The sequence below is a fragment of the Nonomuraea sp. NPDC052116 genome (assembly GCF_040680035.1).
Classification (GTDB): Bacteria; Actinomycetota; Actinomycetes; order Streptosporangiales; family Streptosporangiaceae; genus Nonomuraea; species Nonomuraea angiospora_A.
This window is the reverse complement of record NZ_JBFAWA010000021.1, coordinates 221,390-242,718: the sequence shown is the minus strand read 5'-3', so window position 1 is coordinate 242,718 and position 21,329 is coordinate 221,390. Positions and strand designations below refer to the sequence as shown.

23 protein-coding genes and 2 pseudogenes are annotated in these 21,329 nt (G+C 68.6%); 13 read left to right on the top strand and 12 right to left on the bottom strand.

Annotated elements, in window-relative coordinates:
• The first annotated feature begins 80 nt into the window (after positions 1-80).
• A complete protein-coding gene (locus AB0L65_RS35975) occupies positions 81-698 on the top strand; it encodes a hypothetical protein (RefSeq protein WP_364254701.1) in 618 nt (205 codons plus the stop codon).
• Positions 699-747: 49 nt separating this feature from the next.
• On the opposite strand, the gene AB0L65_RS35970 is transcribed toward AB0L65_RS35975, so the two are convergent.
• Both AB0L65_RS35970 and AB0L65_RS35965 read right to left on the bottom strand, forming a co-directional pair.
• A complete protein-coding gene (locus tag AB0L65_RS35970) occupies positions 748-1,170 on the bottom strand; it encodes a tautomerase family protein (protein WP_364254698.1) in 423 nt (140 codons plus the stop codon).
• Positions 1,171-1,228: 58 nt separating this feature from the next.
• A complete protein-coding gene (locus AB0L65_RS35965) occupies positions 1,229-1,930 on the bottom strand; it encodes an SDR family oxidoreductase (protein WP_364254695.1) in 702 nt (233 codons plus the stop codon).
• Positions 1,931-1,997: 67 nt separating this feature from the next.
• On the opposite strand from AB0L65_RS35965, the gene AB0L65_RS35960 reads away from it, so the two are divergent.
• The gene (locus AB0L65_RS35960; RefSeq protein ID WP_364254693.1) at positions 1,998-2,591 is read left to right on the top strand and encodes a TetR/AcrR family transcriptional regulator; all 594 of its coding nucleotides are present in this window, start codon (positions 1,998-2,000) and stop codon (positions 2,589-2,591) included.
• 149 nt (positions 2,592-2,740) lie between these two features.
• Here AB0L65_RS35960 and AB0L65_RS35955 read toward each other — a convergent pair whose 3' ends face one another.
• From AB0L65_RS35955 to AB0L65_RS35945, 3 genes are read right to left on the bottom strand one after another with little or no spacing between them, the layout of a single operon-like run.
• Positions 2,741-3,247 carry a hypothetical protein gene (locus AB0L65_RS35955; RefSeq protein WP_364254691.1) on the bottom strand — a complete coding sequence of 169 codons (507 nt, stop codon included), beginning with the start codon at positions 3,245-3,247 and terminating at the stop codon, positions 2,741-2,743.
• A complete protein-coding gene (locus tag AB0L65_RS35950) occupies positions 3,232-3,753 on the bottom strand; it encodes a hypothetical protein (protein WP_364254688.1) in 522 nt (173 codons plus the stop codon). The genes AB0L65_RS35955 and AB0L65_RS35950 overlap by 16 nt, the downstream gene beginning before the upstream one ends.
• The gene (locus tag AB0L65_RS35945) at positions 3,754-4,044 is read right to left on the bottom strand and encodes a DUF4158 domain-containing protein (protein ID WP_364254741.1); all 291 of its coding nucleotides are present in this window, start codon (positions 4,042-4,044) and stop codon (positions 3,754-3,756) included. It lies immediately after the preceding gene.
• A 443-nt stretch (positions 4,045-4,487) separates the two neighbouring features.
• Between AB0L65_RS35945 and AB0L65_RS35940 the strand changes: the two genes are divergently transcribed.
• From AB0L65_RS35940 to AB0L65_RS35925, 4 genes and pseudogenes are all read left to right on the top strand, one after another.
• Entirely contained in the window at positions 4,488-4,706 is a 219-nt protein-coding gene (locus AB0L65_RS35940) for a dihydrofolate reductase family protein (RefSeq protein WP_364254685.1), read from the top strand.
• A 102-nt stretch (positions 4,707-4,808) separates the two neighbouring features.
• On the top strand, positions 4,809-5,132 hold the full coding sequence (locus AB0L65_RS35935; protein ID WP_364254683.1) for a YciI family protein: 324 nt from the start codon (positions 4,809-4,811) through the stop codon (positions 5,130-5,132).
• A gap of 93 nt (positions 5,133-5,225) precedes the next feature.
• A pseudogene (locus AB0L65_RS35930) lies at positions 5,226-5,492 on the top strand (sigma factor); the annotation flags it as partial.
• Positions 5,471-5,842 (top strand): hypothetical protein, encoded by a 372-nt coding sequence (locus tag AB0L65_RS35925; protein WP_364254681.1) that lies wholly within the window; start codon positions 5,471-5,473, stop codon positions 5,840-5,842. The pseudogene AB0L65_RS35930 and the gene AB0L65_RS35925, both read left to right, overlap by 22 nt.
• 325 nt (positions 5,843-6,167) lie before the next feature.
• Here AB0L65_RS35925 and AB0L65_RS35920 read toward each other — a convergent pair whose 3' ends face one another.
• The 4 genes from AB0L65_RS35920 to AB0L65_RS35905 form a co-directional block, all read right to left on the bottom strand.
• The gene (locus AB0L65_RS35920) at positions 6,168-6,674 is read right to left on the bottom strand and encodes a pyridoxamine 5'-phosphate oxidase family protein (RefSeq protein ID WP_364254678.1); all 507 of its coding nucleotides are present in this window, start codon (positions 6,672-6,674) and stop codon (positions 6,168-6,170) included.
• 121 nt (positions 6,675-6,795) lie between these two features.
• Positions 6,796-7,230, bottom strand: coding sequence for a VOC family protein (locus tag AB0L65_RS35915; protein ID WP_364254675.1), 435 nt, complete (start codon positions 7,228-7,230; stop codon positions 6,796-6,798).
• A 110-nt stretch (positions 7,231-7,340) separates the two neighbouring features.
• On the bottom strand, positions 7,341-7,535 hold the full coding sequence (locus tag AB0L65_RS35910; RefSeq protein WP_364254672.1) for a hypothetical protein: 195 nt from the start codon (positions 7,533-7,535) through the stop codon (positions 7,341-7,343).
• Positions 7,536-7,947: 412 nt separating this feature from the next.
• A complete protein-coding gene (locus tag AB0L65_RS35905) occupies positions 7,948-8,613 on the bottom strand; it encodes an MFS transporter (protein WP_364254670.1) in 666 nt (221 codons plus the stop codon).
• Here AB0L65_RS35905 and AB0L65_RS35900 point away from each other — a divergent pair.
• Positions 8,608-9,177, top strand: a pseudogene (locus AB0L65_RS35900) (response regulator transcription factor). The gene AB0L65_RS35905 and the pseudogene AB0L65_RS35900 overlap by 6 nt on opposite strands.
• Before the next feature lie 7 nt (positions 9,178-9,184).
• Here the strand turns inward: AB0L65_RS35900 and AB0L65_RS35895 are convergent.
• Positions 9,185-9,580, bottom strand: a complete 396-nt coding sequence (locus AB0L65_RS35895; protein WP_364254667.1) for a hypothetical protein — start codon at positions 9,578-9,580, stop codon at positions 9,185-9,187.
• A gap of 13 nt (positions 9,581-9,593) precedes the next feature.
• Here AB0L65_RS35895 and AB0L65_RS35890 point away from each other — a divergent pair, with 13 nt between their 5' ends.
• On the top strand, positions 9,594-9,977 hold the full coding sequence (locus tag AB0L65_RS35890; protein WP_364254664.1) for a hypothetical protein: 384 nt from the start codon (positions 9,594-9,596) through the stop codon (positions 9,975-9,977).
• A gap of 231 nt (positions 9,978-10,208) precedes the next feature.
• Positions 10,209-10,697 carry a hypothetical protein gene (locus tag AB0L65_RS35885; RefSeq protein ID WP_364254661.1) on the top strand — a complete coding sequence of 163 codons (489 nt, stop codon included), beginning with the start codon at positions 10,209-10,211 and terminating at the stop codon, positions 10,695-10,697.
• Positions 10,698-10,733: 36 nt separating this feature from the next.
• On the opposite strand, the gene AB0L65_RS35880 is transcribed toward AB0L65_RS35885, so the two are convergent.
• Positions 10,734-14,051 (bottom strand): BTAD domain-containing putative transcriptional regulator, encoded by a 3,318-nt coding sequence (locus AB0L65_RS35880; protein WP_364254658.1) that lies wholly within the window; start codon positions 14,049-14,051, stop codon positions 10,734-10,736.
• 461 nt (positions 14,052-14,512) lie between these two features.
• Positions 14,513-15,436 (bottom strand): acyl-CoA desaturase, encoded by a 924-nt coding sequence (locus AB0L65_RS35875; protein WP_364254655.1) that lies wholly within the window; start codon positions 15,434-15,436, stop codon positions 14,513-14,515.
• A 254-nt stretch (positions 15,437-15,690) separates the two neighbouring features.
• On the opposite strand from AB0L65_RS35875, the gene AB0L65_RS35870 reads away from it, so the two are divergent.
• From AB0L65_RS35870 to AB0L65_RS35855, 4 genes are read left to right on the top strand one after another with little or no spacing between them, the layout of a single operon-like run.
• Positions 15,691-17,007, top strand: coding sequence for a cytochrome P450 (locus AB0L65_RS35870; protein ID WP_364254652.1), 1,317 nt, complete (start codon positions 15,691-15,693; stop codon positions 17,005-17,007).
• A gap of 2 nt (positions 17,008-17,009) precedes the next feature.
• A complete protein-coding gene (locus AB0L65_RS35865) occupies positions 17,010-18,596 on the top strand; it encodes a peroxidase family protein (RefSeq protein WP_364254649.1) in 1,587 nt (528 codons plus the stop codon).
• On the top strand, positions 18,593-20,758 hold the full coding sequence (locus AB0L65_RS35860; RefSeq protein WP_364254646.1) for a hypothetical protein: 2,166 nt from the start codon (positions 18,593-18,595) through the stop codon (positions 20,756-20,758). The genes AB0L65_RS35865 and AB0L65_RS35860 overlap by 4 nt, the downstream gene beginning before the upstream one ends.
• Positions 20,759-20,768: 10 nt before the next feature.
• Positions 20,769-21,011 (top strand): hypothetical protein, encoded by a 243-nt coding sequence (locus AB0L65_RS35855; protein ID WP_364254643.1) that lies wholly within the window; start codon positions 20,769-20,771, stop codon positions 21,009-21,011.
• Positions 21,012-21,329 lie beyond the last annotated feature (318 nt).

Sequence of the window (21,329 nt, the reverse complement as noted above, 5' to 3'; positions counted from 1 at the left end):
CAGTGGGGGTATCGGTCCGAACGTTACCGCTGACTTGTCCGCTCCGGGGTCACCGGGGCCGCGAAGCGTTCACGTTGGGGGTGCGCGCCACGGTGGCCGACGGCGTGGGCCCGGCGGTCGCCCCGGACCTGGTCGGCGCCTGGGACCGGATCAGGATCTACAAGCCATGGCGGGAGCTGTTGGTCGAGCTGATCTCCCTGCTTCCGAGCGACGAGGCGTTCAAGCTGCTGCTGGAGCGGTACGAGCGGGAGTTCGTTCGTGAGTACCTGCTTGCGGCGATGGAGCGCTTCCCCGTACGGGCGGTACGGGTGCTGACCGCGCCGGGCCGGGCGCCCCGGCTGCCCGCGTACGCCGATCCCGAGGTCCTGCCGCAGGTGCTGCTCAAGGGCGAGGGCCGGGCCCTGCCCGCCGCCGCGACCCGGAGGCCAACTCCAAGGGGGCGTTGGATCCTCCGCTGCTCCTTGCGGGGCCCGAACACTGCCATGTTGATTCGGCCTGTCGCGCAGGAGCTCGAAGAGGATCTTGTCAGGTCGCAGCTCAGAGGGTTGCCCCTCTGCCATATTCATCCGTTACCCACACAACGGCTCAGAGGATTGCCGTTCCTGCTGTGGACAATGGCCGAACTCCACTCGACCACGGAGCGAGTTTTTCCGCCTGGACCGGTGCTGCGGGCGAGCATGGCGAAACCGTCCAGTTGATCACCGAGGGACCCTCGATCTCGAGAGCGGCCCGATCGGTGCGGCGTGATCAGTAGGGCACGGGCCGGTTGTCCTGCGCCCAGAGCTGCTCCGCCTCCGAACCCGTCGGGGGCGGGCACAACCCGTCGATCATCCACAGATCCCGCGGGGTCTCGTCGATGTGGAACTCGCAGTGCAGCCCGCGGTCGCCGGTATGCGCGGTCAGCAGGCGACCCAGGGCCTCGCTCATCCGCTCGCGCAGGCCGGAATCCTCAGCATGGCGGGCGATGTGCTCGATCACGACGCGCACGGTGTCGTCCGAAGGTACTCCCCCGACCAGAAACGATGCCCGCGGGACCTCGTGGAAGAGCGTGACAACGTAGAACTTCGGCAGCCCGAAACGGGCGTAGAACTGCGTGACATCCTCGGCGAAGCCACGCTTCTGCTCCTCGGAATACGCGCCGACGGGATGATAGACCTGCCACAACGGCATCTGCTCTGCCTCCTTGAGGTTCGACGGCTACGCGCCTGACGGCTCAATGTCTGACGGCTCACCGCCCGATGGTCACGGTGAGCCCTCCTACCGGGCCGGACAGCGCCGCCTTCATCCGCCTGGTGACCTCGTCCACGAGCACCTCGTCGGCACCGCCTTCGATGCCGTCCAGCACCGCGATGGCGACCTCGGCGGGCGATATCTTCGGGACCGGGATCCCCGCCGCCATGTCGGTGTCGGCGAAGCCGAGGTGCACGCCGACGACCTGGGTGCCCTGTGGGGCCAGTTCGACGCGCAGGGAGTTCGTGATCGACCACAGCGCGGCCTTCGAGGCACCGTAGGCCGCCGCGCCGGCACCCCAGGACAACACGGAGTGTATGTCGACCAGCGCCCCACCGCCGTTGGCCGCCAGGACCGGAGCGAAGGTCTGCGCCACTCGCAGCGCGCCGAACACGTTGGTGTCGAACGTGGCGACCACGTCGGCCATGTCCGCCTTCAGCAGCGGCGATGGGATGAGCACGCCGGCGTTGTTGATGACGATGGTCACCTCCCGGGCCTGGGCGGCGAGGGACGATACCGCGTCCTGATCGGTGACATCGAGGGCAACGGGCAGGATTCGCGGATCATCGCTGGTAGCGGGTTTGCGCGCGGTCACGTAGACCTTCGCCGCACCGCGCTCCACCAGTGCCTCGGCGAACGCCTTGCCGAGACCGCGCTGGCCACCGGTCACCAGCGCCACGGAATTCTCGATCGCGACCATGGACGGACCTCCTTCTGGTAGAATAGATGATTAGCATCATCTATATCGTGAGGGAAGTGTACCCACCATGCCCCGAGCATCCAAGGCCGAAGCCGAGCGGCACCGTGAGCAGGTGATCGAGGCCACGGCGAAGCTGCTGCGCGCGCACGGCGTCGACAAGGTGAGCGTTCCGCAGGCGATGGCCGCGGCGGGGCTGACCCACGGCGGCTTCTACCGCCACTTCAGCTCCAAGGACGACCTGATCGCCCAGGCCTGCTCGGCCGCGTTCGCCGAACGGGCCACCGCCCTGGACGACCTCACACAGCACACCACCCCCGGCCGCGCCCGCACCGAATTCCTGGCGGGCTATGTGTCGGCCCTGCACCGCGACAACCCCGCCCTCGGCTGCCCCGGCCCGGCCCTCGCGGCGGACGCCGCCCGCGCCGAACCCGGCGACCCCCTGCGTCAGGCGTTCGCCACCGGCTTGCGCGGCATGGTCGACGGGATGCGGCAGTTCGACGACGGGAACGAGGAGGCGGTGCTCGTGGAGTTGTCCACCATTGTGGGAGCGTTGCTGTTGTCACGGGCCTGCGCCGACGACGACCTGTCCGACCGGATCCTCACCGCGGTCCGCGAACATCTCGTGGGTGACGCGAACGGGGAGACAAGCCCCGCCGAGTAACCCGGAGCTCCGCGCCGAGCGGCTTCCCCTTCGCGATCAGCGCACGCGACCTGCTGGAGTTCGTCCATTACCACCTCACCGACCGCTCGCCGGCGGCACTGCGCGAGCCTCAGCCGCCGCAAGGTGTTTTGAGCACCAGCCAACATGCCTTACGCCTGTTCCCACGCCTGGCCGTCCAGCAGCCGGGCCCGCGGATCGCTCCACCGCTCTGATCCCTCAGCGAATACGTCGCGCCGGCGCAGCGCGTGATGCAGGTACATGAGCGCGCACAGCACGAACGCGGCCTTGTCGATCTGCCCATCGGGCAGATCCGGGTTGCGGAAGATCAACGGCCCCCAGGACCCGGTGATCAACTCGTCGTGGGCGGCGATGTCGGCCGGACCGTAGCGACGGCGGGACTTGGCCATCGCGGCCGCGATCGCCTCCACCGCGGCCGCCAGCTTCTCCCGCGGCACGACCTCCTCGATCGCCTTCCGCACCTCCACCAGCGACACCAGCCGCTCCTCGGTGGCCTGCGGGACGCCCATCAGCACCTCCATCGCCGAGGCCATCGTCCGCGCCGCCTTGCGCAGCTTCGGGAAGGTGCGCAGCTGCTCGGCCTTGCCCGCCCGCTCCGCGCGCGCCAGCAGATTGGCGGAGCTCAGCAGATCGAGCACGTCCAGGGCGTCATCGACCGAGGAGGTCTCCAGGTGCCGTACGGTGGCCAGCAGCGTCGCCCCCTGCCGGTGCTCGGCCAGATCCCGAAGGTGGGCGCCTTGGCCGCCAGCCCGTACCGGGCCAGCGCCCCGAGCCTGACCGCCGGCACCGGATCGGTCGCCACCACCCCAGCGCCGAGCCGGGCGATCTCGGCCACCCGGCGCAGTTCCTCGGCCAGCACCCGGCCCGAGGCCTTCCTCGGCGCCGTACGCGGCCGCTCCAGCTCCGCACGACGCCTGCCGTCCGGCACCGCCGGCAGCCCCACCAACGCGGCCCGCATCTCGGCCGACAACCGGCCCGGCAACAGCGCGTGCAGCCGCTCGTTCTCCGCCCGCCGGACCTCCCCGGCCAGCCGCACCAGCACCGTGATGCCCGGCAGCAGGATCCGCTCCTTGAGCAGGTGCACCCGCGCCCGGTCGAACAACGCCCGCGGCCCCTCCACCGACGCCCGCACCCGCGCCGCCACCTACCGGCGCACCTCCTGCTCACCTGCGCCGAAGTCACGGTAACCGGGCAGCTCGCGGATCTGCCACGCGTGCTCGTAACTGGTCGTAGGCCGCTGCCCGTAGTCAGCCAAGCAGGCCGGATCCGGATCCGGCTGCTCGGCGACGAAAGCGACCGCCCCGGACGGGACCGCGAGCGGGTTCTCCGTCAGAAAGACCCCGAGCATCCGCACGGTCGCCCACTGCACGCCCCACCCCAGCCGAGTGGCCGGGCGGCGTTTGTCGGCCAGGGCGTCCAGCGCCGCGCGGTCCAGCCGGAAGACTGCTCCAACTCCGACGCCGTCGGCTCCTCAGGGAAGCGGCCGTAGCGGGCTACCTGCTCATCCGAGAGAGAAATTCGAAGGGCATGGGCCGGACCGTAGACCCATCCACCAAGGCAAACAGCCCTCGTCATGGAACCGAAACGAAGATCAAGTTTCTAACGCCAATTTCTGCACCCAGCCCCCTCGAAGGCCGATGGGCCCCTGGGCGAGTGACGACGAGACCAGGACGTTCATCACGCAGACCTACCAGCGCGCCGAGGCGTTCCCTGTTCGGCCGGCGCACCTACGAGTTGTTCGCCGGCTCCTGGGGATCAATCGATCAGATGCGCGCACATCCCATCGGCGTGGCCTTGAACGAGGTCCCCAAGTAGGTTGTCTCGACCACGCTCTCCGCGCCGCGTTGGGAGGTCACGACCGTTCTCCGCGGTGACCTCGTGGCGGCCATCAGTGAGCTGAAGGCCAAGCCCGGGGGTGAGCTGCAGGTGTACGGCAGTGGCACCCTGACCCGGTGGCTGCTGGAGAACGACCTGGTCGACGAGATGACCCTGATCGTGGTCCCGGTGATCCTCGGCCAGGGCGCGAGACTGTTCCCGGAGACCGGCCCGGATCTTGCGCTCGACCAGTCGAGTCGCGGGTCGACTCGAAGGGCGTGACGATCCAGGTCCACCGGCCGGCCGGGCGCCCGCGGGATGCAAGGGCCTGAAGTCCCTACCATCGAACCACGCTGTCCTGACACCATAGGAGATGATCTTCAGATGCGGTACCTGGTTTCCGTGATCGATGACACGAGCAATCCCGGCAGCACGGACAGGCTGCCTGCCATCAGCGCGTTCAACGAACGACTGATCGCCGAGGGCTACTGGGTTTTCGCGGGCGGACTCGCGGACACCGACGCGGCCACGGTCATCGACAACCGGGGCGAGCAGGCGGTGTTCAGCGACGGGCCTTTCGTGGAGTCGAAGGAGTACCTCGCCGGCATCTGGGTGTGGGAGGCCCCCGATCTGGATGTGGCGCTCAAGCTCGCCGCCGAGGCGTCGAAGGTCTGCGATCGGAAGATCGAGGTGCGGCCGTTCCAGTGAGCGACGTCGAGGAGGCGATCACCTGAGCCCACCACGACGAGGGGGCGCGGGTGGTGGCCGCCCTGACCAGGCGCTTCGGTCGCCGAGGAGGCAGCGGCCGAGGCGTTCGCGACCGCCGTGCAGCGGTGGCCGGCCGACGGCGTGCCACCCAACCCCGGCGCGTGGCTGACCACCACCGCCAACCACAAGGCCATCGACCGGATCCGGCGCGAGAACAAACGCGACGACAAGCAGAAGGAGACTCAGATGGTGTACGACGACGACCCGCCCGAGCCTGCCGGCGTCATCGACGACGACCGGCTCCGGCTGATCTTCACCTGCTGTCACCCGGGCTGGCGGTGGAAGCCCGCCTGGCCTTGACACTGCGCATGGTCGCCGGTCTGACCGTGCCCGAGATCGCCCGTGCCTTCCTGGCACAGGGGACCACCATGGAGCAGCGCATCACCCGCGCGAAGGCCAAGATCAAGGCGGCGCGCATCCCCTATCGGGTGCCGTCCGCCGACGATCTCCCGGCACGCGTCTCCGGCGTCCTGGCCGTCCTGTTCATCACGCTTGCCTTGCACGCATTGTTGGTGGTCTCGGAAAAGGGCTCCCCTGACACGAAGCTGAGCCCGCCGTCCTCTTCCGCGGCGATGTTGTCGACGGTGGCCCACTGCTGGACTACGAGTTTTCGCATCGCTGGCTGTGCCTTTCGAGTATCTGTCGGTTGAGCAGGTCCGCCGGTACGGAGCTTCGTGGCGGATCCGACGGCAGAGGAACGGGAGCAGTTCTTCTTTTCGAGGACGAAACCGCGCGCGGATTCTCGACATCCTGTCTCGACATTTCCTGGCGGACTTCAAACGAATCCGCGCACTCCGAGGCGGCCGCAAACGGGCACGAGGAAGGCCGCTTCGCGTCCCAGGGCATGAAGCCGGCCCGTCGGATCGCCACTTCTCGATCGGCACCCGCCGCGGCGCGCAGGAGCAGGCCCTTCCGTGCACCGCGGTGGGGGCTGAGGCGTGGGCGATTCACCCAACGCGGGCGACCAGGCGGTGCTCAGGCGGACTGACGCTCCTCCCGCTGCCGGATCAGCTCCTCGACCGCGCTCGGCAGAGTCGTCTCGAAGTCGATCAACTTCGCCCACGTCGGAGTCACCACGATCCGGACCATGCCGTCGTGATAGAGGGAACGCACCTCCGCCTCCCACTCGACTCGTTGCTCGGGCGTCATCTCGTAGGTGCTGGTCGCCTGGAGATATTCGTCCGGGATGCCATCCACGAAGTCCAGCTCGGCCCGGCCGCGGATGAGCAAGATCTTGGGCGGGTGCACCTCGGTGTCGATCGTCAGGGCGACCATCGGGTTCTCGCTCAGGGCCTGGAGCTTCGGAGCGTTCTTCGGAGTGCTCATGACGATCTCCGAGCCGTTCCAGGCAAAGATGATCGGGATGTTGCGGGGTGTGCCGTCCTTGGCGACGTAGGCCAGGCGGGCCACGTCGCGGGCCAGCAGCTCCCGGCTGAGCGGCCGGTTCAGAATCTCGGTTACCTTGTTCGGTTCCACGGTCATTACTCCCATGATCTTTTTCTTGATCCGCACCGGCTTTTCTCCGGGCTTGCGGTTCGAGGGTGGTTGCTGATGGTGGGAAAGCACATGCGTCGTCTCCGACTGGTGTGCGCGAGCCGGATCGTCAGCTGAGTTGCTGAGCCAGGCCAACGATGATGCCCTCGGGGCCGCGGAGGTAGCAGAGCCGGTAGCTGTCCTCGTACTGCTCCAGCGTGCCGACGAGTTCGGCGCCGTGGGGGCGCAGGCGGGCAATGACGTCCTCAATGTCGTCGACGACGAACATGACGCGGCGAATGCCCAGCGTGTTCGCCGGCGCGTCCTTCGGCTCGGTGCTGATCGCCTTCGGCGTGTGGAACATCGCCAGCTCGATTCCGCCGACCCCGCCCGGGATCCGCAGCATCGCGACCTCCTGCCGAACCCCGTTGAGCCCGATGACACGCTCCGCCTGCTCCGCCCAACGCCCCTCGATCGGCGCCCTGCCCTCCAGTTCCATGCCGAGTTCGACGAAGAACGCGATGGCGGCGTCAAGGTCGTCGACAACGATGAGGACGTTGTCCATCCGCTGGATTGTCATGCTCGGTCTCCTTCATCACGCGGCGGGTTCGTGGCCGCTGGTGTTCCTGGGACGGAGCCGGCATCGCATTCTCGACATCCTCCGCGGCTCGTGCCTCAACTTTTTTCAGCGACCGTGCCGCTGCTCGTAGGTGCGCCCTCGATCCGGCCGTGGCCGTCCGGGGTCCGCATCATCGCCATATCGACTCGTTGGTCGTCGAGCCCGACGAGACGCGCCGCGAACGCATGGGACTTGAGCGTGGCCACCGCTGACGGCGCGGCCACTTCGGCGGTTGTTCCCAAGGTGGTCAAGCAGTGGACGCCGTTGGCAGCGGGCGGTGAGACGCCGCGTGGAGTTCCGGGGCAGCCCGGAGCTGTTCGAGCGGGCCGGCGAGATCACCGCTGCGGCACCGCGCCTTGACGAGACGTACCCCGCCGCTCGACGGATGCCGGCACGGCAGCCCGATCTCGTGCCGGCCGGCGAGGTGACGGATCGGGCCGGATGCGGAGGCCAGGCCGTCGCGCTCGACTTCGACCGTTCGCTGCCGAAGAAATGGATCCGAGCGGCGCTTACCAAGGAAGCCGGAAGGCTCAATGTCCGGCGGTCGTCGGGTACACCCTGTTCCTGGATCAGGAATGGACCGCTGAATGACGAATGGCGCATGGGGATCCCGCGAGGTAGGCGGGATCCCCGCTGCGGCGGGTCTGGCGTGCGGATGGCCGGTTATGACTGGAGTGTTCGGGCGAGTTTTGTCGCGGCGAGGATTCCGGCGACGCTGACGATCGTCAGCCACAGGGCGCTGGTGGACAGTGCGGCGGTGTTGGCGTGGGAGAGGTAGAGGGTTCCGAAGGTGGCGACGCCGATGACCTGCCCGAGTTGCATGGTGGTGCCGAGCAGGCCGCTCGCGTCGGCGGCCTGGCCGTGGGGCACCCGCTGCACGGACTGGGTGAGCAGCGGACCGGCCGAAAGCCCCATGCCGACTCCTGCCAGGACCAGTGCGGTCCAGGTCAGCGGGCCGCTGTGGTCGCCGTCGACGGCGATGGCCGAGTACGCCAGCGCGCACAGGGTGAGACCGGCCGGGGTCACCAGGGAGTGCAGGCGGTGGGGCAGTCGCCGCCGGCAGAAACCGACCAGGCCGAAAGCGACCGACATCGGCACGTAGGTCAGGCCGGCGTGCAGCGGGCCGGCGCCGAGCCGGTTCTCCAGGTGCAGCGTGAAGACGAACAGGAATCCGCCGTAGGCCACCTGCATCGCCGACAACGTCGCCACGCCGGCGCGCAGGCCGGGCGCGCGCAGGACGCCGAGGTCCAGCAGCGGGTCGCCGCCGCCCGCCGTGACCCACCGCTGGACGGGGACGAACAGGCACACGAGCTCGCAGAGGACATGCACATCATCCGCGCCGCCTTGGCCGCCCTGCTGTCACTGCAAAGCGACATCGAGGTCGTCGCCCAGCTCGACCGCGGTGACGAGGTGCTCGCCACCGCGTTGCGCACCCGGCCGGACGTCGCCGTGCTCGACATCGACCTGCCCGGCCTGGACGGGCTGGCCGCGGCCGAACAGCTCGCGGCCGAGCTGCCGGATTCTCGTGCTCACCGGCCTCAGCCAGCCCGGTTACCTGCTGCGCACGCTCAAAGTCCACGTACGCGGATTCATCGCCAAAGACGCGCCGGCCCGTACCCTCATCGACGGCATCCGGCGGGTCGCGGCCGGCGACCGCGTCATCGATCCCGACCTGCTCGCGGCCGCGCTGGAACCCGGCAGTTCCCCGCTGACGGACCGGGAACGCCAGGTCCTGCTCGCAGCCGACAGCGGAAACCCACCGATCAGATCGCCAGGCAACTCGACCTCTCACCGGCCACCGTACGCAACTACCTGTCCCACGCCATCAGCAAAGTCGGCGCCCGCAACCGGCTCGACGCGATCCGCATCGCCCGCGACGCCGGCTGGCTCTGACCGCTCCTCAGGGTTTCGCGGCGACGGCGAGCCGGTCCAGCTTGCCGCTCGCGGTCCTGGGCAGCGCGGGCACCACCTCGAACTGCGACGGCACCATGTGCGGGGGCAGCTTGTCGCGCAGCGCCGCCAGCACCTCGCCCCGGTCGAACGCCACCGACGTGCCCACCACGAACGCCCGCAGATGCTGGTTGTCCGGATCCTCCCCCACCACCGCGACCACCGCCTCGGCGACGGAGGGCATCGAGTTGAGCAGGGTCTCGATCTCCCCCAGCTCGACCCGGAAGCCGCGCAGCTTGACCTGGCCGTCCCGCCGGCCGAGGCACCCGAGCTCCCCGTCCTCGCGCAGCCGTCCGAGATCTCCCGTGCGGTACGCGCGGACGGCCGCGTCCAGGGGATCGGGCACGTAGCTCCGCGCGGTGCGGTCCGGCAGGTTCACAAACCCAGGCCCGACGCACTCTACCTCTCCGGCTACCGCGCACCCCACCTGCACGAGCCCGGCCCGGCCGACACTCCTCGACCAGGACCTGATCGCCACGATCGAGAGCGAACACGGCCCCCTGCCCGAGGAGGTCAAGGCCGACCCGGAGGTCCTGGCGGCGACCCTGGAGGTCGTCCGCGCCGATCTGACGATGGTCGCCACCTACCGGCCCACCCGTGCCGACCCGCTGACCTGCCCGCTCGTGATCCTCGGCGGCACCGACGACGAGGAGAGCGGCGCGCTGCTGACCGCATGGAGCCGGTACACCACCGGGCCCTGCGACGGGGTCCCAGTAGCAATGAAGAAATTTTCAACGAAGTAGCACCTGAGCTGCGGTAACGCAGCGGCCTCCGGTTGATGTCTCGGTTTGATCACGGTGTTGGATCACAACCAGGGGTGCCGGTAACGCCCATGTCACCAGCCCAAACCGGCGATCTTTGCCAAGATTCCCAGCCTCGGCGCCGTGGGGTCCCGCGATGGCCGTGTACTCGCGGTGGAAGCTGGTCGCCGAGCGGGCGCGGCGTGGGACTTCGTCGCCCGGTCGGGCGGCGGGATGGAACTGGCCGTGATCAACCCTGTCGGCATCTTCGGCCCGGACTGCTCGGTCTACGTCGAGGTGGTGGAGCGACTGCTGAACGGAAAGCTGCCTGCCATTCCACGCGTGACCTTCGGAGTGGTCGACGTGCGCGACGTCGCGGACCTGCACGTGCGCGCGATGGTCGAGCCGGGTGCTGCGGGCGAGCGGTTCCTGGCCGCCGCCGGGGTGATGTCGCTGCCGGAGATCGCGAACCTGCTGCGGGTGCGGCTCGGCCCGGCGGCCCGCCGAGCGCCGACCCGGACGGCATCGGACTGGGCGATCCGCCTCGGCGGGCTGGTGAGCCCTCGCTTCGCGACGGTCGTTCCGGACCTGGGCGTGGCACGCCAGGCGTCGAGCGCGAAAGCGCGTGAGGTTCTGGGCTGGCGGCCCCGGCCGATCGAGGAGACGATCCTGGACACCGCGGCCGGCTTGGCCTGGGCCTGCTCCGCAACACAACGCGAATAGCCGACGCGTAGCCGACCCCATCTCGCCGCATCGCGATCAACATCCTGCCGGATTCTGGTCGAGATCGGCCAGGAACCTCTCGGCGCGGCGGGCGAAGAGGTGGGCCCCGCGTTCGCCGGATCGGGCGCGGGCTGCTTCGGCGGCGGCTCGCACGACGTCGACGGGTTCGCCGCGGGCGTGCAGCAGGCGGGCGCGCAGCAACAGGAGAAGTCCTTCGGCATAGCGTTGGCCGTGCGCCTTGACGGCCTGGTCGGCCCGGTCGAGGGCGGTCGCGGCCTTGTCGGGCATCTCGGCTGCCAGCCACATCTCGGCGATCAGTCCGTACCAGTAGGCGAGGCCCCATCTCGGCGGGTCGAGCAGGGTCGCGGCCAGGAGATGTTCGGCCTTGGCCGCGGTGCCGGCCGGGTCGTCGCCGGTGAGGGCACGGGCCCAGTACCAGTCCAGCCGTATGTAGGCTTCCTGCGCGACGCCGGGACGGTCGGCGCTGGCCGCGACCCACCGCTCGGTCGCGTGCATCGTCCAGGTCGTGTCACCGGCCATCGTGGCGGCCATGGTTTGGTAGCGGGTCCAGCCCGACATCTCAAAGGGGTCTCCCTCAGCCTGGTACACCGTGCCGAGCAGGGACCGCCCCGTCTCGACATCGCCATGCAGCGTGGTGATCACGGCCAGATAACCGACCCACTCATCCTGGATCCGCCAACGTCCGAGGTCGTCGCGGCGTCGAACCGGGACGCCCCCGACCCGGCAGGCAAGGTGGTACATGCTTTCCTGAGCCGGCCCCGGGTGCGGGTCGGCCGAGTTCGCGAGCAGCGAGGCAATGCCGTCCGCAGTGGTACGGCCTACCCAGCTGAAACACTGATACGCCGCGCCGATGTCGCCGATGTCCCAGTGGTACAGGCCCCAGGCCTGCCGGCCGTACGCCTGGATGATCGGGTTCGCGGACGCCTGGCCTTGCTCATGCAGCCGGCGTGCCCACACCCCACGGTCTTTCTCGGTGGAGACGTAGGCCCCGGTCATCCGAACGAAGAGAAACTCGGCCTCGGCCGTCTCGCGGCCGAGTCTGCGGGCAAGATATGCGCCCCGTTCCAGCAGATCGAACGTCGAGCCGCCCATTCCCGGGGGCTCGACGGCGAGGAGGTTGAGCAGCGACAGGACGGACAGTTCCAGCTCCAGCAGCCCTGCCGTCCGGGCGATCTGGACGGCCGATTCCAGGTTCCGATAGGCGGCCGCGAACGCGAGCTTGGTCGCCGCGCGGCGACCGGCGCGCGCCAGTGCCTGCGCGGTGCGAACCGGGTCGGCCAAGGGGCCGGAGCCCCGCAGGTGGTAGGCGAGGCGTTCGGCGACGGACTCGTCGTCCGCATGGATGTGTTCGAGGGCGTCGGCGACGCGCAGATGCAGCTGGACGGCCTGCCGCCGCGCAATGGTCTCGGTGACCGACTCGCGGACCAGGTCGTGCGCGAAGCGCCACGAGAACGGGTCTTCCGGCTTGGTCTCCAGGAGACCGAGTGCTTGCAGCGGTTCGAGGCGTTCGAGGCAGTCCGCGACATCGACGCCGATCGCGCGGGCGAGCAGGTCGAGGTCCACGTCGCGGCCGATGACCGCGGCGATGCGCAGCAGGCCGTGAGCGCTGTCGTCGAGACCGGACATCCGATCGCGGACGACATCTCGCACGCTGGCCGGCACCCCGGCCCGTACTGACGCGCCGCCGTCGCCGAGCGAGCCGCCGTCGCTGAGCAGCCGGGACAGCTCCTGGACGAAGAACGGATTGCCGGCGGTGCGGGCATGGATGCCGCGGGCGACTTCGGCACCGGGATCGTGGCCGGTCTCGCGGCGGATGAGCTCGGTCACGTCGGTCAAGCCGAGCGGGCCGAGCCGGATCCTGCGGTGGCCGGGCAGCCGGCTGGCCGCGGCCAGGACCCGCGACAGATCAGAGCCGGGTGTGGGTGCACGATCGCGTAGCGCACCGATGATCACCGTGCCGGCGGGTAGCCGGGCCGTCAGGTGGCCGAACAGCTGGAGCGAGGCGGCGTCGGCCCATTGGAGGTCATCGACGATCAGCAGCGTGGGCCGTTGCGCCGAGGCCTGCCCAACGGCGGTGACGACCTGCTCGAACAGGCGAAACTGGGCACCGGTGTCGGGAATGGCCGGCGCGGCGGCGTAGTCGTCTCCCGATTCCAGGAGACTGCCGAGCTCACTGGCGAGCCACTTCTCCCGCAGCGGCGCGGGCAGACTGTCGAGAATCGGGCGGAGCGTCTGTTCCCAGGGCCACATCGACGGTGTTCCATCGCCTTCCAGACACGAACCCCAGACGACCAGCGCGCCACGCCGGCTCGCTTCGGTGGCGATCTCTTGTACCAGGCGGGTCTTGCCTACGCCCGGCTCGCCTTCGACGATACGGAGCGCTGGGCGGCCGGTGAACGCCATCTCGACGGATTGCCGCAGTAGGGCGAGTTCCTCGGCCCGGCCGACCAGCCCGGCTGCCGTTCGCGCCGACGCGCCGTCATCCCCACCGTCCGTACGCGCCACGAGCGGCGACGCCGAGGGCTGCGACAGCACTCGCAGGTGTGCGGCTTGCAACTCCGGGCCAGGATCGATACCGAGCTCGTCGGCAAGGCGGGCGCGGACCTCGCGGAACACCGACAGTGCCTCCGCCTGGCGTCCCGCCGCCCCGAGGATGGAGATGAGGCCGGCCTGTACGGGTTCGTGGAACGGCGCCATCGATGCGGCCAGCTGCAACGCCGGCAGCACCCCCGCCGGTCGGCCCAGCGACACCGCCAGTTCGGCCGCTTCGGTGCACGCGGCGTGAAACTCGTCGTCGAGGGCGGCGAAGGTCGGCAGCGCGTTCGATCGGTGCGTGAACCCGTCGCCCGCACGGCCCCGCCAGAGGCCAAGCGCTTCGACATAGCGATCGAGCGCCGTTTCCAGGCGTTGCCGTGCCAGGGCCGCCTTGGCGGTCTCGACGAGTTCCCGGAAGGTGCGGAGGTCCAGGGTGCCGGGGGCGGCGGTGAACTGGTAGGAGCCGCTGTGGTGGTGCAGGTATGAGCCGGATTTACGGGCGGGGGTCGCGGGTTCGAGCAGTCGCCGCAATGCGCCGACGTATTTTTGGATGACGTTGAGCGCGCTGTTGGGGACCTCGTGGTCCCAGACCAGGTCGATCAACTCACTCGTGCTGACCGGCCTGCCCACCCGGGCCAGAAGCAGGGCCAGCAGATAAGCCTGTTGCCGGGGGCCGGCATCCAGTTCGACACCATCGCGCCACACCCGCAACGGGCCCAGGATCTGAAGGCGTAAGAGAGCGCCACCGGCCGGCTGATCGTCGACGCCTGGCCGGACGGGATGAACAGGCAGAGCCACCTCGGCTCCCGGGTCAGATGCCAGCTAGCAAACCGTCCAAATCATACCGCAGCAGTGCGAAACCTACCGGAGCCCGAGAAGGTCAGGGCGGTCACCGTCAATCGACGTGTTCGGGGGTCAGAGAGATCTGGAACGGATTCCGGCGTTGACGGGGTTCTCCCAAGGTCAGTCGCACCTGCCATTGCGGTCTTCAGGACGTGGTAACGCCGGATTCCGTTCCATCGCAGCAGTCGGCGGGCACCCGGTGTACCCGGTCTGCCGCCGCGCGGCCGAGGCGATCCGCCTGCGATAGCTCCCGCGTTCGGCCGTTCCCCAGGGCGGATTCGTGGCCTTCCAGGGTGCGGTCGCGGATGTACTCGCGTTCCATCCCAGACAGGGCGGCCAGCACGGTTCGCCGAGATGGCCCTGCTCATCGAGAGACCCGCCTGAGCGGGCACGGAGCGCCCTGCACGCGCGACACGTCACCGCAGGGAGCCGGCCCCGTTATCGGGACTGTGGTCGGTGCGGTGGCTCGTCAGGCGGTCAGGGTTCGGCCAGCGTACGCCGTGAGCCCAACCCGCCCGCTCGAACCAGCGGATCAGCCGCGCACTGGGGTCGAACTGGCCCCTGAGCACACCGTGCCGGGCACACGTCGGCTCCACATGATGCCAGTTGTGCCAGCCTTCCCCGAGCGTCAACATCGCCACCCACCACACGTTCGACGAACGATCCCTGGTACGGAACGGACGGTCGCCGAAGGTGTGCGCGATCGAGTTCACCGACCACGTGACGTGATGCACCACGGCATAGCGAACCAGACCACCCCACAGGAACGCGCTCCACACACCCGACCACGACATCGACCACAACCCGCCCGCGGCGGCCGGGAGCGCGAACGACAGGGCGACGACCGCCGGATAGGCGGCGTCAAAACGCCGCACATCCGGGTCGGCCAGCAGGTCCGGCACCCAATGCCGGCGGCTGGAGCGCTCATGGGCCGTGTAGAACCAGCCGATGTGCGCGTGCAGCATGCCGCGCAGCAACGCCAGACCGCCGTCGCCGTAGCGCCACGGCGAGTGCGGGTCACCTTCGCGGTCGGCGTACTTGTGGTGACGGCGGTGCTCGGCGGTCCACAGCGTGAGAGGACCCTCGACGGCCATGCCGCCGGCCAGCATGAGCGCGATCCGCAGCGCCCGGTTGGCCTTGAACGCCCGGTGCGTGAAGAGACGGTGATAGCCGATGGCGATCCCGAAGATGCTCACCAGATACATCACGACCGCGATGACCAGATCGCGAAGGCCGATACCCCACCCCCACGCAGCCGGCACCGCGAGAGCCAGCAGCAACACGGGCAGCACGACCAGGACGACCAGATAGGCGGTGCGGCGGCCGGTGGTGACCGTCACCGTCTCCGCCGTACCCGGCTGCGGCATGGGTGACGACACGTTTCCTCCCACGAGCGGTACAGGACGATCAGGCTCCTAATTGAACGGCCAGGCCCATGGACTGCGGCAATGTCCTGACAGTAACGGCGTGATTACCCTGAGGAAGCAAAACACTGCACTCGGTCGTCATGAAGAAAGGCGCGACGCATCCCTAGATTGTGATTGCACAACGTGATCATCACGGTGCGCTCCGACATCAGGCGAAGGGCCACGGAATGGGTGCTGTCGACCAGGCGACCACGGGCGGCCATCTCGAGAGATACGACGAGGCGCTGGCCCGGGACCCGATGTCCGCGTTCAGCCTGGTCCGGGAGTGGATGCGTACCGACTGGCGCAGCCTGTTCGCCGAGCTGCGCGAGCGACGCCCCATCTTCGCCACCCCCGCCTTCACGGTCGTCACCCGCTTCGCCGACGTCACCGAAGTGCTCTCCCACGAACAAGTCTTCTCGGTACGCGCCTTCGGCCCCCGCCTCGACGCCGCGCTCGGCGCCCCGTTCATGCTGGGCAGGGACGCCACCCCGATGAACTGGCGCGAAAAAGGCCTGATGCAGCTCATGCTCGACCCGCGCGACGCCGCCGACGTCCGCGAGCTGACCGGCCGCCTCGCCGACGAACTGCTCGACGCCACCCCGCCCGACGGACACCTCGAAACGGTCAACGGACTGTTCCGCCCCGTCGCACTCGGCGTATGCGCACAATACTTCGGCATACCCGGCCCCGACCCACAGACCCTGGGCCGATGGACGCGCGCCATCGTCGCCGACGGCTTCGCCAACTTCCACGGAGACCCACAGATCCAGACCGCCTCCGTCACCGCGGGCACCGAACTGGTCGCATACCTGCGAAACCGCCTCACCGACCACCGGGCCACCCTGCGAGCCGGACACGACCTCCCCGACGACGTCTTCACCCGCCTCGCCCGCTCCTCCCTTCCCCCCGGGGCCTCCGTGACCGACGACCGCATCGTGATCAACATGGCCGGACTGCCGCTGGGCTTCGTGGAGAGCGCGCCGGGAGCCATGGTCGAGGCAGTCGAGCAACTCCTGCTACGCCCGCACGTGCTCGCCCAGGCCACGGCCGTCGCCGCAGACCCCGAACAGTTCGACCCGTACGTCTGGGAGGCACTGCGGTTCAGCCCGTTCTTCAAGCTCCTTCCCCGCCTGTGCGAACGCGACCACCTCCTGGCCGCCGGCACCCCACGCAGCACACTGATCCCCGCCGGCACCTTCGTGCTCGCGGCACCGGCCTCCGCCATGTTCGACGCGGCCGTGGTCCCGGAACCCGACGAATTCCGCCTCGACCGCCCCCGCCACCATCACCTGTTCTTCGGCTCCGGCCATCACGCCTGCCTCGGCGTACACGTCGCCGACGTAGTGATCGCCGAGACCGTACGCCGCCTGCTCCTGCGCCCCGGCGTGCACCCGCTCCCGCCACCCGCAGGCCACGTCCAACGGACACTCGGAATCTTCCCCGACACCTTCACCCTCGCGCTCGGCACCAAAGAGCCCGGCACCGACAGGCGGGAAGGCTGACGATGGCGGCAAGCCGATCACGAGCACGCACCATCGCCACGGATGGCCTCGCCAACCGGCTCAGATTCCTGGCCCTGACCAACGGCCGACCAATCTGGAACCTCCTCCAGAGCAGCCGGCCCATCCGCCGCCGCATCAACGCCTCACTGATCGACCACGCCATCCGCGAGATGCCACCACGCCCCGAGCCGCTGAGCACCATGGCCGACTACACCTCATGGACCTCCCTGACCGACCGCACCTACAGCGGCAGACACCTGCCCCCGACCCCCGCCACCGAAGAGAACCGTCCCACGCCCCAAAGCGCCGGCAACCTCTTCACCCGCGGCGAATCCATGATCCCCTGCCCGCGCTCCACCGTGCTCTTCGCGTACTTCGCCCAATGGTTCACCGACGGATTCCTGCGCGGCGACACCAACACCCCGCGCGACCCACGCAAGAACAGCTCCAACCACCACATCGACCTGAACCAGGTGTACGGCCTCAACGAAGCCGCGACAGCCGCACTACGCACCTTCGACGGCGGGCTGCTCAAGAGCCAGCTCCTCAACGGCGGCGAGTTCCCGCCCTACCTGTGCGAGAACGGCAAGATCAAGCCGGAGTTCGCCCCGCTCAGCGTCATCCGCTTCGACCAGCTCACCGACGCGCAACGCGACACGCTGTTCGCCACCGGCAGCGACCGCGGCAACGGCCAGATCGGCTTCACCATGCTCACCGTGCTGTTCCTGCGGGAGCACAACAGGATCGCGCGACTGCTCACACAGGAACACCCGCACTGGGACGACGAACGCCTCTTCCAGACAGCCCGCAACATCCTCATCGTGCTGCTCATCAAACTGGTCGTCGAGGAGTACATCAATCACATCACCCCCTACCACTTCCAGTTCACCCTGGACCCCCGGCTGTCGGCGACACTGGCCCACGCACCCTGGCACCGGCAGAACTGGGCCTCAGTGGAGTTCAACCTCGTCTACCGCTGGCACAGCCTGATCCCCTCCCACCTGTCAGTAGACGGGCACGACCTGCCGATGACCCAAACCTTCTTCGGCAGCGCACTGATCCCCGGCCCCGGCCTCGGACGACTCTTCGAAGACGCCTCCCGCCAACGGGCCGGCCGCATCAGCCTGTTCAACACCGACCCCGTCCTACGCGAGATCGACGTGGCCAGCATCGCCGACTCCCGGGCACTCGACCTGGCCCCCTACAACAGCTACCGCGAACACTGCCGCTTCCCCAAAGTGCGCACCTTCGAGCAGATCTCCAGCGACCAGCGCGTCACCAGCGCACTACGCGAGCTCTACCACGACGTGAACGACATCGACCTCTACGTCGGCCTGTTCGCCGAAGAACCCGGATCCCCCACCGCGATCCTGCCTCCCCTGCTCACCAAAATCATCGCCATCGACGCCTTCTCCCAAGCACTCACCAACCCCCTGCTCGCACCCCGGATCTTCAACGCCGCCACATTCTCCCCCCAAGGCATCCGGATCCTCGCCACCACACGCACACTCTCGGACATCCTTCGCCGCAACACACCAGAAGACCCCACCCCCCGCCACATCAGCATGTCCCACCGGACCCCATCATGACCGCAGAGAACAACCCGACCGCCGCACGACTGCGCACCATGGCCCGCGAACTCGCGGACATCGCCATCACCATCCAGGACGCAGCAGCACACACCACCACCGCACTCACCGACAGCGCACTGCTACGCGCCCTACCCCACGCCCCCACCGCAGCCCAACCCGCCTACCGCGCACTGCTGAAGGCCACAACAAACAAACAAGGCCTCGGCTACGCATTCACCGGCAACCGACTGGCCACCGCGACCGCCAAAACCGGCACCCTACTCGGCGCCGAAAGCCTGGCCGTACGCGTACTGGCCACATCGCTGCGCCTGCGCATAGCAGCCGTCGCACTCACCCACCCCGAACTGACCGAAGACCCCATGCTCACCCGGCTCATCAACGCCGCCGCCGCCGACCGCGACCTCGAGGCCATCCGAGCCCTACGCGCTCTGCTCAAAGACCGCGGCACAGTACACGCACTCAGCCAACTCGCCCCCATCTTCGGCGAAGTCCTCGCACTACGCGCACTACTCGACGAAAACCCACTCAACGACACCACCGCCTGGCTCATCGCAACAGGAAAAGGCTTCGCCACCGCCGACCCGATCACCGGCATCAGCAACAAAGCCATCGCCGTCCTCGACACCGGAGAAGGCGCCGCACGCCGAATCGAACTGACCCCAGCCGAATCCACCCGACTCTGCACACACGGATCACTACTCGGCTTCCTGACCAACATCAGCACCATCGGCACCACCGGACGAGCCCTCATCCAGAGCATCCAAGGACCCGACGGCGTCATCCGCCACGTCCTCCACGCACCAGGCATGCGAGTAGGCCGCCCCGACGGCCAATCACCCCAAGACCTGCTCGGCGCCTTCAGCAGCGCCGTCCTGTCCAGCAGCCCCTACAGCCGCGCCCTGGCCCAAGCCGTCACCGACTACGGACCCCCACCAGGCGCCGAACTCGCACTCATCGGGCACAGCGCAGGCGGAGCAGCAATCATGAACCTCGCGCAGGACCCCGACTTCTGCACCCGCCACACCGTCACCCACGCCATCGCCATCGGCTCACCCATCGACTTCAAACACCCCGCCGACCCACGCACCTGGGTAGCCAGCATCACCAACCAACACGACATCATCCCCACCCTCGACGGACAGGGCGCCGGCACCTGCTTCGACCTCCACCCCCACTGGTACGTCGTCGACTACGGCGACTCCACCCACCTCTTCCCGCACTGCCACAGCATCGAGCACTACCTCGCCAACATCACCCACGACCTACCCGAAGCCCGCGACCACATCGACGAACGCCTCACACCGTTCCGGGGACAAGTCGTACGCTCCCAGGCATACCTCCTGTTCGACCGCCCACCCGACCCTGACGAGTTCCCCTTCCTCACCGTGCCCACCCACCCCACGGACACCCCCGAAGGAACCATCGAACTACCCATCAGATCCCGCGACGGCAACGCACTCACGGCATACTTCACCGCACACCCGACAACCACCGCCGACCTACTGGAAGGCACAGGCCTCGGCCCCGCCATACACGTGGCAGGCCGCACGCTGATCGCCATACACACCGCCTGGAACCGACACACCAGCGCCGGCCGCTACGGAGAGCTGCACATCGGCATCGCCATACCCGGCCCCTTCCACCGACGCTCGCGACCCAACCCGCCGAGGCGACACTCCAACATCACCGCCTGGCCCGACCTCCTGCGAGCAGCGGACCTACGCCACTCCGGCACCTTCCTCATCGGCTCCGCAGTCGACACCACAATCGTCCGCACCCTCGGCCCACAACTGTGGGGCGGCCAGACACACCTGACACCCCTCGAACTCCGGCTCGACACCCGCACCGCCCACGTCACCGCCGACCAGATCCTCACCCTGCGCGGACGACTCGGCCCAGGACTACCCCTGAACGATCCCGGCCTCGTCGGCTACACACGCGACGCCGGTGCCGTGCTGCGATCCTGCGTACGAACCCGCGGGCAAGCCCGACTCCACCCGGCGCCATCACTGCGGCTGCTCGTCGAACCACAGTCGACCCACCCACTGGCCAACCAACTCCGCCAACTGGGACTCGACGGAGCCCGCCCCCTGCTGTGCCTGTCAGCCACCACCCGCCAGACGCTCCGGGACGCCGCCGTCCCGGTAGCGCCCATCTGACGGAGGAACCATGCCCGCCCACATCACCGCGATCACCGCCCACGCCGAAACCCTGCGCTCAGACGCCCGCGCCCTCGCCGCCTGCGCCGAGCGCCTGCGCGCGATCGAGGCACGGCTGAAGGCCGACGGCGAGGCACCGCCTTGGCTCCACGCATCGGTGACCGCCCACCTCGCAGCCTGCACCGCGGCCGCCGCCGACCTGGAGACAGCCGCACAGCGCCTGAGCCGCTACGCGAACGAGGCGAGCCCATGACCGGGCCGAGGCGTTGACGGTTACCTGTGGTTGAGGTTGGTGTTTGGCGGTTTTGTGCTTATTGAAATTTTATGAGCCGTCGCCCTTTACAAAGTAAACCATCGAATTGAACCTCGGCTCTCCGCTTGGTTGAGCTTGGTTCACCGCGGCACGCGACCTCGGCGCACTTCTGCCGGTACGAGGCACCGTCGTTACGGCGAGACCATGCTGTTGGATCGCCCGAGTGTCCCGCATTGCCGGCCCTCCGCCACCCCAGTCCCCGTGCCCCCGGCCAGGAGCTCATCTGGATGGTTCGCCACCGAGAGACTCGGCAGGTCA